10 protein-coding genes, 1 tRNA gene, 1 other RNA gene and 1 pseudogene are annotated in these 10,865 nt (G+C 70.1%); 8 read left to right on the top strand and 5 right to left on the bottom strand.

All coding sequences use genetic code 11. The annotated features are described in order from the left end of the window. Positions 1-60: 60 nt before the first annotated feature. The 3 genes and pseudogenes from ACTWQO_RS15565 to ACTWQO_RS15555 form a co-directional block, all read left to right on the top strand. A pseudogene (locus ACTWQO_RS15565) lies at positions 61-1,482 on the top strand (copper resistance CopC/CopD family protein); the annotation flags it as partial. Between the two features lie 99 nt (positions 1,483-1,581). Then, positions 1,582-2,679, top strand: coding sequence for a magnesium and cobalt transport protein CorA (locus ACTWQO_RS15560; protein WP_443237907.1), 1,098 nt, complete (start codon positions 1,582-1,584; stop codon positions 2,677-2,679). Between the two features lie 271 nt (positions 2,680-2,950). Next, a complete protein-coding gene (locus ACTWQO_RS15555) occupies positions 2,951-3,964 on the top strand; it encodes an AraC family transcriptional regulator (RefSeq protein WP_443237906.1) in 1,014 nt (337 codons plus the stop codon). Between the two features lie 6 nt (positions 3,965-3,970). On the opposite strand, the gene ACTWQO_RS15550 is transcribed toward ACTWQO_RS15555, so the two are convergent. The 3 genes from ACTWQO_RS15550 to ACTWQO_RS15540 all read right to left on the bottom strand — a co-directional run bounded on the left by ACTWQO_RS15550 (position 3,971) and on the right by ACTWQO_RS15540 (position 6,051). Next, a complete protein-coding gene (locus ACTWQO_RS15550) occupies positions 3,971-4,984 on the bottom strand; it encodes an ABC transporter substrate-binding protein (RefSeq protein ID WP_443237905.1) in 1,014 nt (337 codons plus the stop codon). Positions 4,985-5,299: 315 nt separating this feature from the next. Beyond that, a complete protein-coding gene (locus tag ACTWQO_RS15545) occupies positions 5,300-5,521 on the bottom strand; it encodes a hypothetical protein (RefSeq protein WP_443237904.1) in 222 nt (73 codons plus the stop codon). Positions 5,522-5,652: 131 nt separating this feature from the next. Then, the gene (locus tag ACTWQO_RS15540) at positions 5,653-6,051 is read right to left on the bottom strand and encodes a nuclear transport factor 2 family protein (protein ID WP_443237903.1); all 399 of its coding nucleotides are present in this window, start codon (positions 6,049-6,051) and stop codon (positions 5,653-5,655) included. Positions 6,052-6,161: 110 nt separating this feature from the next. On the opposite strand from ACTWQO_RS15540, the gene ACTWQO_RS15535 reads away from it, so the two are divergent. The 3 genes from ACTWQO_RS15535 to ACTWQO_RS15525 all read left to right on the top strand — a co-directional run bounded on the left by ACTWQO_RS15535 (position 6,162) and on the right by ACTWQO_RS15525 (position 8,094). Beyond that, positions 6,162-6,530: a winged helix-turn-helix transcriptional regulator gene (locus ACTWQO_RS15535; RefSeq protein WP_443237902.1), complete on the top strand. Its 369-nt coding sequence runs from the start codon at positions 6,162-6,164 to the stop codon at positions 6,528-6,530. A 173-nt stretch (positions 6,531-6,703) separates the two neighbouring features. Next, positions 6,704-7,840, top strand: a complete 1,137-nt coding sequence (locus ACTWQO_RS15530) for a hypothetical protein (protein ID WP_443237901.1) — start codon at positions 6,704-6,706, stop codon at positions 7,838-7,840. Between the two features lie 44 nt (positions 7,841-7,884). Continuing rightward, on the top strand, positions 7,885-8,094 hold the full coding sequence (locus tag ACTWQO_RS15525) for a hypothetical protein (RefSeq protein WP_443237900.1): 210 nt from the start codon (positions 7,885-7,887) through the stop codon (positions 8,092-8,094). A 39-nt stretch (positions 8,095-8,133) separates the two neighbouring features. Here ACTWQO_RS15525 and ACTWQO_RS15520 read toward each other — a convergent pair whose 3' ends face one another. Further along, positions 8,134-8,937, bottom strand: coding sequence for a polysaccharide deacetylase family protein (locus ACTWQO_RS15520; protein WP_443237899.1), 804 nt, complete (start codon positions 8,935-8,937; stop codon positions 8,134-8,136). A 203-nt stretch (positions 8,938-9,140) separates the two neighbouring features. Continuing rightward, positions 9,141-9,228, bottom strand: a tRNA-Ser gene (locus ACTWQO_RS15515). Positions 9,229-9,300: 72 nt separating this feature from the next. Between ACTWQO_RS15515 and ffs the strand changes: the two genes are divergently transcribed. Further along, positions 9,301-9,399: signal recognition particle sRNA small type (gene ffs / locus ACTWQO_RS15510), an RNA gene on the top strand. Positions 9,400-9,455: 56 nt separating this feature from the next. Then, positions 9,456-10,865 (top strand): DNA polymerase III subunit gamma and tau (locus ACTWQO_RS15505; protein ID WP_443237898.1); only part of this gene is annotated, 1,410 nt, incomplete at its 3' end.

The following is a 10,865-nucleotide window of genomic DNA, read 5'->3' as shown; positions in this document are numbered from 1 at the left end:
GTCAGAGGACTTGAGCGACGGGGAAGCGAATTCGTCCGCGGGCGAGGAGTTCAAGGGCTGGTGCTGCTATGCGCCGTGCTGGTCCTGCTCGTCCTCGGCGGCACGGGAACGGCGTCGGCGCATGCCGCACTCCGCTCCACCGACCCGGCCGACGGAAGCGTCCTCAAGTCAGCCCCGGTGACCTCACCCTGACCTTCACGGAGTCGGTCGGTCTGCTCGACGACTCCGTCCGCGTCCTGGACCCCAGCGGCCACCGGCTGCGCCTCGGTGAGGCGGAGCATGTGCCGGGCCGTTCGGACGCGGTGCGGGTGTGCCTGCCCGCGAAGTCGGGCACCGGGACGTTCACGGTGACGTGGCGTGTGGTGTCGGCGGACAGCCATCCGGTGTCGGGCGCCTTCACCTTCTCCGTCGGCAAGCCCTCCGCGACGGCCGCGACGGTGGACACCGGCCCGGTCGAGGACCCCGTGACCGGCAGCCTCTGGGACATCGCCCGCTACCTCGCCTATCTCGCCGGGGCCCTGCTCATCGGCGCGGCCGTGTTCGTCGTGGTCTGCCGCCCGCCGGACCCCGAGCGCCTGAACAGGCCCCTGTGGGCGGCCTGGTGGACCCTGCTCGGCGCCACCCTCGCCCTGCTGGTCGGCCGGGTGTGTTGCTGCTGGCGCGGCTCGGGCTGCTGGCGGTCGCGGCGGTCCTGTTGCGGAGGGGCCTTTCCGCGCAGCCACAGCGCCGCCTCTCGCAGGTGCCCGGCGCCGCCCTCGCCGTCGGCCTCGCGCTGACCTGGATCCCGGCCGAGCACGCGTCCGCCGGGATCCAGGTGCCGGTGGCGATCACCTCGTCCGCGCTGCATCTGCTGGCGATGGCGATGGCGGTGTGGCTGGGCGGGCTGGTCGCCCTCCTCCTCCGCCGGGGCTCGTCCTCCGCCGCGACGGTCGCCCGCTTCTCCCGGCTCGCCTTCGCCTCCGTGACCGTCCTGGCCGTCACCGGCGTCTACCAGTCCTGGCGCGGGCTGGGCTCCTGGAGCGCCTTCACCGACACGTCGTACCGGCGGATCCTGGTCGTCAGGCTGGTCGCGGTGGCGTTGCTGCTGGCGGCGGCCGGGTTCTCGCGGCGATGGACGACAAGGACGGCCGAGGCGGAGACGGTCGTACCGGAACGGGTGCCGGAGCCGGTCGGCGGTCCGCCGTCCCTCCCGGAGCCGCCGGACCCCGCCCCACCGGCCGCTCCGGACCACCGTCCGCTGCGCCGGTCCGTGCTGGCCGAAGTCGGCGTCGCCGCCGTGGTGCTGCTGATCACGACCGTGCTCACCGGCACGCTGCCGGGCCGGGCGGAGGCCGAGGCGGCGCAGGCGGCACCGGCCGGCGCGGTGCCCGCCGCGTCCGTCACCGTCGTCCCCTTCCCCGCCCAGGACATCGGCCCGATCGACGCCGAGCTGACGGACAAGGGGGGGGGTACTGGGGGAACGGTTCGCTCACGCTGCCGGTGCGGATCGAGTCGTAGGGTCGCTGCCCGGGGTCGGCCTGACGGCGCTCTTACCACCACCTGGCACACTGTCCGGACCACTGAGGACCCGGAGAGTGTCGTATGTCGATGGCCGACAGCCTGCGCAAAGTCGCGCGTCTCGCGCGGCGCGGGCGACGCGTGGACCTGAGCCACCCGGCGCGCTCCCCGCTCGGCTCCGCGGTGGTCAACTGCGTCGTCTACCGCGACGGCATCCGGGAGAAGGCCGCCGACACGGTCGAGGAATCCGTCGCCCGGGTCCGCAAGCACGGCCACCGCGGCTTCGTCTGGCTCGGTCTGCACGAGCCCACGGAGCTGGAGTTCGCGCGGATCGCCGAACTGTTCGGCCTGCACCCGCTCGCCGTCGAGGACGCCGTCCACGCCCATCAGCGGCCCAAGGTCGAGCAGTACGGCGACGTCCTGTTCGCCGTCTTCAAGACGGTGACGTACGTCGAGCACGCCGAACTCACCGCGACCAGCGAGGTCGTCGACACCGGCGAGATCATGGTGTTCGCGGGCCCCGACTTCGTCGTCACCGTGCGCCACGGCCGCCATGGCTCCCTCGGGCTGCTGCGCGAAGACCTGGAATCCGACCCGCGGCAACTCGCCCAGGGCCCGGCGGCCGTCCTGCACGCCATCGCCGACCATGTCGTCGACGACTACCTGACCGTCACCGACGCCCTCCACAACGACATCGACCACGTCGAGAGCGAGGTCTTCTCCCCGCGGGACGGCCGCGGCGGCGACGCCGGCCGGATCTACCAGCTCAAGCGCGAACTGCTCGAATTCAAGCGGGCGGTGGTCCCGCTGGACCGCCCCATGAACCGGCTCGCGACCGACCCGACCTGCTCGGTCGCCCCCGGGATACGGGCCTACTTCCGCGACGTCTCCGACCATCTCACCCGCGTCACCGAGCAGATACACGCCTTCGACGGCCTCCTCGACTCCATCCTCCAGGCCCATCTCGCGCAGGTGACCGTCGCCCAGAACGAGGACATGCGCAAGATCACCGCTTGGGCCGCGATCATCGCCGTACCGACGATGGTGTGCGGCGTGTACGGCATGAACTTCCAGCACATGCCCGAACTCCACTGGAAATTCGGCTACCCGCTCGTCATGGCGGTCATCGCGACGGCCTGCTTCTTCACCCACCGGGGCTTCAAGCGGAAGGGGTGGCTGTAGGTCCGTCTCGGGCGATCCCGGGCGGTCCCGGACATGAGAGGGACCCCGTGCGCGGTGTACTCGCGCGACGGGGCCCTCCACGAAGAACCGCCCTGAACGTCCCCCGTGGTTCAGGGCGGTGTCCGAGCGGCGCGGCTGTCCCGAAACCGGTGTACGGAATCGGTGGCGCCTTGACTACGGACAGGGACGACGCTACTAACGGAGCGTTCGGGCGGCTACTCGCCAAACGCGGCCCTCGGCCGCAAAACGCGGAGACAGGGAGATTGTCCTGATGGCACCGCTCAGCGCCGTATCCGGCGAACTGAGCAGGCTGACCACCCTCGTGCGCAGCGGCGACCTCGAGGAGATCCGGGAGATCATCAGCCAGGCGTACAGCCCGTACGACCTGGAGTGCCTGGGCGATCCACGGGAGTTCTCGGCGTGGTACGCGGAGAGCGGCTTCCCCGGGATCACGGTCTCCGGACTGTCGTACGGCTCCCCGGACCTCTACGCGGAGACCCTGATCCGGCCTCAGCCGCTCGGCAGCTACCTGCTGATGTGCGAGGTCGTCCGCGGCCGGGTCAGGGTGAGTTCGCCCGGGCGCGAGGAGGTGTGCGTCGGCCCCGGCGAGACCTACGTGCTGGATCCGTACCGCAGCTTCCAGGTGCACTGGTCGCCGGGCGCGCAGATGTTCACCGTGCGGCTCGCGAAGGAGACCGTGGAGCAGGCCGCGGCCGACGCGCTGGGCCTGGACGCCCCGGTACGGGCCCGGTTCGCACTCGGCGGGCCCGTCTCACCGCAGGCCGGCCGCACCTGGGCCGGTATCTCCGAGACCGTGCGCCGTGAGGTGCTCGGCGACGGCATCGCCCGCACCAACCCGCTCGTCGCCGAGCAGCTGACGCAGACCGCGGCCGGGCTGCTGGTCGCCACCCAGCGTCTGATCACCCCCGGTGTCGACGCCCGCCGCACCGGCACCGTCTCGCACGCCGCCGTACGCCGCGTGATGACGCTGGTCGAGGAGGAGCCCGACCGCCCGCACACGCTCGCCGACCTGGCGACGAGGGCCCGGGTCAGCCCCCGCGCCCTCCAGGAGGCCTTCCGTCGGCACCTCGACACCACCCCCCTCGGCTACCTCCGCGAGGTCCGCCTCGAACGCGCCCATCAGGACCTGATGGCGGCCGCCCGGGACGGCTCGGCCGGCGTCTCCGAGATCGCCCACCGCTGGGGCTTCGGCAACCTGGGCCGCTTCGCGGCGCAGTACCGGCAGCGGTACGGGCATCCGCCGTCACGGACGCTGGGTGGCTGAGCGCGGTCAGGTGAGCTTCTTCGCCTTCTCCACGGCGGCGGCGAGACGTTCGACGACGGGGGCGAACCCGGCGTAGCTGAAGCGCTCCTCCATCGACCACGGGGTGGTCTGGCCGGCCTTGACCGCGGGGAGCTGGCGCCAGGTGGCCTTCGCGGCGAGCTGGTCGAGGGTCATCGCGCTGGAGCGGTTGTCGACCATGATGAGATCGGCGTCGTACTTGTCGACGTTCTCCCAGCTGAGGAACTCCCAGAAGCCCCACTCGTCGGACTTCTTGCCCTCGACGAAGTCCACGCCGAGATCCTTGAAGTAGATCAGGTCGCTGTAGGAGTCCGGCACGGCGACGTAGAAGTTCTCGCTGTCACCGGTGATCGCCATGACCTTGAGCCCGCCATTGGCCCGAGCGGCGCCGCGCAGGGTCTCGACAGCCTCTTCGAAGCGGGCTTTGTCGTCGACGACCTTCTTCGCGCTCAGGTCGGCGCCGAGGGATTCCGCCAGCTCGGCGGTCCGCTTCAGGGGGTTCAGCAGCGAGGTACGGGCGACGTTGATGCCGACGGTGGGGGCGAGGGACTCGATCTTCTTCCGGCTCTCCTCGGGAACGAACCAGAGATCCGGCGCCGGGAACATGTTGCTGATCAGCAGATCCGGCTGGAGCGCGGCGTACTTCTCGACGTTGAACTGCCCCCAGACGGTGCCCAGACTGGTCAGCTGGGATACGTCCATGTCCCCGGCCTGCGGGTTCGGCCTGCCGTCCACGGGCTCGGTGGGACCGAAGACGCCGGTGCACGTGATGCCGTAGTCGTGGAGCGCGGCGGCGGTACTGACGAACGCGACGATGTTTTCCGGCATCGCATCGGTACGGACCGTACGGCCACGGTCGTCCTTGAACGACCAGGGCCCACCCTTGCTCGCCCCTGGTTCCCTCGCCTCCGTGTCCCCACTGCCGCAGGCGGCGAGGAGGTGCCCGAAGGCGAGCGCACCGGCGGCGGTGAGGAGGCGGCGACGGGAGGGGGCGGGGGTCATGAGAGGACTTCTTTCCAGCCGTTGAACCAGGTAAGGCGAACCTAACCTAAGTAGCCCGGTCCGGGAAGGCGGGCAGGCGGCTGGATGGTCGTGGCCGAGCTGTCGAAGGCACTGCCACTGTCACTGGTCGAAGTCGGCGTGCCCCGAGTCGAGCAGGAGAGCCTCGTCCTCCCCAAAGTCCGGTGCCTGGAAGGGGTCCGTCGCCGGAGGCGGCGATGCCGTAATGGCAGAGTGCGACGCCGCCCCTTCCGGAGCGGAGAACAGCGAGGTCAGATCGATGGGAGGTCTCCCTTTCGGTGACAGGGCACAGCGGCCCTACAGCTTGGTCATCTTGGAGTACGGGCTCAGGATCCGCACTTGCGTCGAACCGAAGTCCACGAGCGCGGCGATCCCGTCCTCGATACCGACGACCCGACCGAGGCCGTACATGTCATGGGTGACCTGGTCGCCCACGGCGAAGTGCTTGGGGGCCGGTGCGACCGGCCTCTTGAAGGGGCTGGTAGGCAAGTGGCGCTTCGGTGCATCGGGCTTTGTCATTGCCCCCAGTATGCGCCAGCCGGGATCCGGCTGGCTGCGGCCGTCCACATCACATGTTCGACACGGACCAGGACGGCAGCCTCCAGTCACCAGGGTGGCAGCTCCCACGACTCCGTCGGGGCGTCCAGTGTTCAGCCGGCGCCCCAGAAGGCGTCCTCGGCCTGCTGGTCGGCGGAGAACAGCCACACCTCCGCGATCTTGTCGCCCTCGACCCTCAGCACGTCGACCCCGTCCATCGACATCTCACTGCCGGCGCGCTTGGCCGAGAAGCGGACGGGGATCGCGACCAGCGCGCCGTTGACCATGGCGTCGCCGGTCAGTCGCAGTTCGAAGGTCCCCTCGGTGGCGGCCATTTGGGCGGCGAACATCTCGCCCACCGCGGCCCCGCCGCGGTAGGTGCCGGAGACCGCGTTGTCGCCGGGCTGGTGCCACACGATGTCGTCCGCGAACAGGCCGGCGACCGCGGCGAAGTCCTTTGCGGACACGGCGGCGACGTAGCGGCGGGCGACGGTGAGGGTGTTGGGCTCCATGATGATGCTCTCCTCAGTCAGATCTTCTTGGTCAAGTTCTTGCTGCTGGAGCCCTATACTCACCATCGGTAACCAGTCACCTCAACGTAACTAATGGACCGGTGTGACACATGCCACAGCACCCGGATTTCAACGTGATGACCGCGACCTGCCCCTCCCGCACGTCGCTGGCCCGCATCGCCAACAAGTGGACCGCCATGGTCGTCATCGCCCTCAGCAGCGGCAGACTGCGCTTCCGCGACCTGCGCACCACCGTCGACGGCATCAGCGCGAAGGTCCTCACCGACACCCTGCGGGACCTCGAACGCGACGGCCTCATCACCCGCCACGTCTACGCGGAGGTCCCGCCGAGGGTCGAGTACGAGCTGACCGCGCTGGGACGCACCCTGCACATGCCTCTGGAGGCGCTGGGGCGCTGGGCGGAGGAGCACATCGAGGCGGTGCTCGCGGCGCGGGAGGAGTACGACGCGCGCCGCTGATCTCAAGGAACGTCGGTGCAGAGCCTTCGGCTCGGCCGACCCTTTACTTCTCCGCGCTGTCCGGCCGAGAATGTCCTGCCCCCACCTGCACCAGCCTGAACCAGACGCAGCAGTGCACCCTCCCCCCACTCCCTTGACCACCCAGTCACCGGAGCCTCGGAGAAAGGTGCGCCATGCGACGTACCACAGTGCTGACCCGCTTGTGCGGGGGTGCCGCGCTCGTCACGGTTGCCGTCGCGGTCGGTCTCGCCCTCGTGCGGCGTGACGCGCCCACTCCCAGGTGGGACATCATCGAGGCCCTCGGGGCCGCTGCCCTGGCTGCCGGCGGATGGATACTCGCGTGCCGGGCGGCGCCCGCGGTGCGGGTCGAATCGCCGGTGTCGGCGCAGGCCTCCATCCCGCGCTCGTTACGCAAACCGCCCCACGACTGGGGCCTGGCGGCGGGCGTGGTGCTGACGATCGTCACTCCGCTCGCCGTGCTGCGGTTCGGATTCGCTCTGTACGAGGGGGTGCTGACGGGCTTCGTCGGCATCCTCGGCATGGGCCTCGGCTTCTGGCTGCTCGTCTACGTCGCGACCGACCTGCTGGGACACCGGCTGGGCTCCCGTCAGCGTGTCCTGTGCGCAGACGCCGCCGCAGGGCAGGTGCACGCCGTGCGCGTACGGATCGGGGCACCCGTCTGGAAGCGGTACGAGAAACGGGGTGACAAGCCCGGCACGATCAAGGTCGAGCACACGCACTGGCTCGAAGTGTCGCCGGTCGAGGGTGGCGTCCCACTGCAGGTCTACCCCATGTATCCGGCGGGCGGCGGCACCGGCCTGACGCGCACCACCACGGACCTGCTTCAGGCCGGACTCCAACTCGGCAGCCACCAGGCCTGGGTGTGCCTGCCGACCCGCTGGAAGCTGATCGAGAAGGGACTCCCCGTAGCTCTCGTCGCCGACACCGGACACGTGGTGTGGGGAGAGCTCTCCCGCGAAGCCGCCGTCCAGTACGTCGCCGACCCCGGCAACGGCCGTCCCGTCAACCTGCACCCCACCTCTCCCGACCGCCCGAGCCTCGCCCTGGCCGGCCGCGCGAAATTCCGCCAGGATCTGCACGGACGCCAACTCATCTGGCTGCTCGTCGCGTTCACACTGGCCGCACCAGCCCTGCTCGGCGCGGTGGCGGGCTTTCCCGGCTCATTGCTCTGCCTCGGCACGGCAGCGGCCGTGGCCGCCTCCGGCCTGAGCGTCACACGCAGCGCCGGGGAACTGCCGGGCGCGATCGGCTGGACGGTCCGCGAGAGCCGGGACCCGGCGATCCGGTAGGCACGCCGTCGCGAATGAGGCGGTCGGCCCTGGACCGTGCCGGGGTGCTGCAGCCACTCGTCTTCGACAACCTGGCCCGCTACCGCGACCGGATGCGCCACCCGTCCAGGGCTGACCGCCTCATTCGCGACGGCGAACGCGCCCGCGACGCGGGCGAGCAGGAACGGCTGCGGTCCATCAACATCGAGCTGCAGTCCCTGCGGCCCGAGCCTCCGCCTCCGCCCGACTGTGCGAGCACGGTGCGGGCCACCTGAGGATCACGCGGTTGCGCAAGGCAGTTGGCACGATCGGGTTCAGCGCACGGGGAACCCGAACGAATACCCCTGCTCCTTCAACCACGGCAGGACTTCACGCAGGGCGGCCACGGTCTGGGAGCGGTCTCCACCCGCGTCGTGGAAGAGCAGGGTCGGGCCGTTGGAGATCTCGTTCTTGACGGTGGCGACGATGGTCTCCGTGCCCGCGCGCTCGAAGTCCTTGGAGTCGACGTTCCAGCCGAGCGGGCGCATGCCGTGGGACGCGGCGAGGTGACGGCTGTACGGGGTGAAGGCACCGCCCGGGGCCCGGTAGTACATCGGCCGGACGCCCCCCGACGCCTCGGTGATCATGCGTTCGGCGTCGAGTATCTGCTGTGACTGATAGGCCTCGGACTTCTTGTCCATGGCGACGTCGTGCGAAACCGTGTGGTCACAGAGCCGGTGCCCGGCCGCCACCACCTGCTTGACCAGGTCCGGATGGGCGCGGGCCTGCGGGCCCACCATGCAGAACGTGGCCTTCACACCGTTGTCCCGCAGCACCTGCAAGGCCTCCGGTGTCCAGGTGGGGTCCGGCCCGTCGTCGATGGTGATGTTGACGCTCCGCGCGCCTCCGTCCGAGGCATGCGCGATCCCCGGCGACACCGGCGCCACCTTCTTCCGGCCCGGTGACTGGGCGCTCGGCTGGGACGAGTTGGCGGGCGTCGAGACGTCGGTGCTGCCGGGCCGGCCCTCGGTGGCACCGAGTTGTGCGTCCCAGACCGAGGCCATGGCAGCCACCGCGGTCACCCCGACCGCCGCCGCGAGCACCTTGCCGTACCACCCTCGTCCGCCACTTCGCCTCATGTCCGCTGTCCCTCGCCGTCGCTGTGGAGCCTGTGCGTCCGTGAAGAGGGAGGAAGGCGGCCGAAGGATCAGTCTGTTACCGGTCGCGGACAATTCCGCAGGCTTACGGCCCTCCTGTGTCGTAAGCCCCGATCTCGACCACACACGTCGAAGGGCCCCACCGCGAACGGTGGGGCCCTTCGACATCGTGCCCGGTGAGGCACTGGCGGAGGATACGAGATTCGAACTCGTGAGGGGTTGCCCCCAACACGCTTTCCAAGCGTGCGCCCTAGGCCTCTAGGCGAATCCTCCGCCGCAAACAATACAAGACGTTGAGGAGTGCTTGCGAACTCGTTCCCCCTGGCCGGCATCGGGTACTGTGGGCGCAGCCCCTCACGCGGCGCTATCTGACTGAACTCCCCCAGGGCCGGAAGGCAGCAAGGGTAGGTTGGCTCTGGCGGGTGCGTGGGGGGCGCTTGCGTTGCCGGGCGACCGGCGGGCGGAGTCCGTTGTCAGTGGGCGCCTATAACCTCGTATGCGTGTCGTCTCTTGCGCTGTACCGCCGCTATCGCCCGGAGTCGTTCGCCGAGGTCATCGGGCAGGAGCATGTAACCGACCCGCTGCAGCAGGCGCTGCGGAACAACCGGGTCAATCACGCGTACCTGTTCAGCGGTCCGCGCGGGTGCGGCAAGACGACGAGCGCGCGCATTCTGGCGCGGTGCCTGAACTGCGAGCAGGGGCCCACGCCCACCCCGTGCGGTGAGTGCCAGTCCTGCCGGGACCTTGCTCGGAACGGGCCCGGTTCCATCGACGTCATCGAGATCGACGCCGCTTCGCACGGCGGTGTCGATGATGCCCGTGACCTGCGAGAGAAGGCCTTCTTCGGGCCCGCCGGCAGCCGCTACAAGATCTACATCATCGACGAGGCCCACATGGTCACGTCGGCCGGTTTCAACGCGCTGCTGAAGGTCGTCGAGGAGCCGCCGGAGCACCTCAAGTTCATCTTCGCCACCACCGAGCCCGAGAAGGTCATCGGGACGATCCGGTCGCGGACCCATCACTATCCGTTCCGGCTCGTTCCGCCGGGGACGCTGAGGGAGTACCTCGGCGAGGTGTGCGGGCGGGAGAACATCCCTGTCGAGGACGGGGTGCTGCCGCTGGTCGTGCGCGCCGGGGCCGGGTCCGTGCGTGACTCCATGTCCGTCATGGACCAGCTGCTCGCCGCGGCCGGTGCCGACGGTGTGACGTATGCCATGGCCATCTCGCTGCTCGGCTACACGGACACTTCGCTGCTCGACTCCGTCGTCGAGGCCTTCGCCACAGGTGACGGAGCCGCCGCCTTCGAGGTCGTCGACCGCATCATCGAGGGCGGCAACGACCCGCGTCGCTTCGTCGCTGATCTGCTGGAGCGGCTGCGGGACCTGGTGATCCTCGCCGCCGTTCCGGATGCGGTGGAGAAGGGGCTCATCGATGCCCCCGCCGACGTGCTCGAGCGGATGCAGGCCCAGGCCGGCACCTTCGGCGCCGCCGAACTCAGCCGCGCCGCCGACCTCGTCAACGAAGGCCTGACCGAGATGCGGGGCGCCACCTCACCCCGCCTCCAGCTCGAACTGATCTGCGCGCGCGTGATGCTGCCCGCCGCATACGGGGACGAGCGGTCGGTGATGGCCCGCCTCGACCGGCTCGAGCGCGGCGTGAACTTCTCGGCCGGGGGCGGGACGCCCGCCATGGGGTATGTGCCCGGGCCCGAGGCGCACGGCGGCGCGGGTGGGGCGATGGGCGCCATGGGCGCTTCCGCTCCTCCGGTTCCGCCGGGGAGCGGTGCCGCTGCGGCTCGGGCTGCCGTGCGGGGCTCCGGCTCCGGGTCCGGCTCTGGTGGTTCTGGGGCGGCCTCGGTGGGTGCGACCGATCCGGACAGTGGTACGACGTCGGCGGCTGGGTCAGTTCCG

It is taken from the genome of Streptomyces sp. 4N124 (assembly GCF_052245395.1).
GTDB lineage: Bacteria > Actinomycetota > Actinomycetes > Streptomycetales > Streptomycetaceae > Streptomyces.
The sequence above is the reverse complement of the archived record's forward strand: the minus strand, read 5'-3'. Positions and strand labels throughout refer to the sequence as shown.

Coding starts and splice junctions, on each gene's coding strand:
- ACTWQO_RS15555 (WP_443237906.1), top strand. CDS start 2,951: ATGGCACCGCTCAGCGCCGTATCCGGCGAACTGAGCAGGCTGACCACC.
- ACTWQO_RS15535 (WP_443237902.1), top strand. CDS start 6,162: ATGCCACAGCACCCGGATTTCAACGTGATGACCGCGACCTGCCCCTCC.
- ACTWQO_RS15550 (WP_443237905.1), bottom strand. CDS start 4,984: ATGACCCCCGCCCCCTCCCGTCGCCGCCTCCTCACCGCCGCCGGTGCG.
- ACTWQO_RS15545 (WP_443237904.1), bottom strand. CDS start 5,521: ATGACAAAGCCCGATGCACCGAAGCGCCACTTGCCTACCAGCCCCTTC.
- ACTWQO_RS15530 (WP_443237901.1), top strand. CDS start 6,704: ATGCGACGTACCACAGTGCTGACCCGCTTGTGCGGGGGTGCCGCGCTC.
- ACTWQO_RS15560 (WP_443237907.1), top strand. CDS start 1,582: ATGTCGATGGCCGACAGCCTGCGCAAAGTCGCGCGTCTCGCGCGGCGC.
- ACTWQO_RS15520 (WP_443237899.1), bottom strand. CDS start 8,937: ATGAGGCGAAGTGGCGGACGAGGGTGGTACGGCAAGGTGCTCGCGGCG.
- ACTWQO_RS15540 (WP_443237903.1), bottom strand. CDS start 6,051: ATGGAGCCCAACACCCTCACCGTCGCCCGCCGCTACGTCGCCGCCGTG.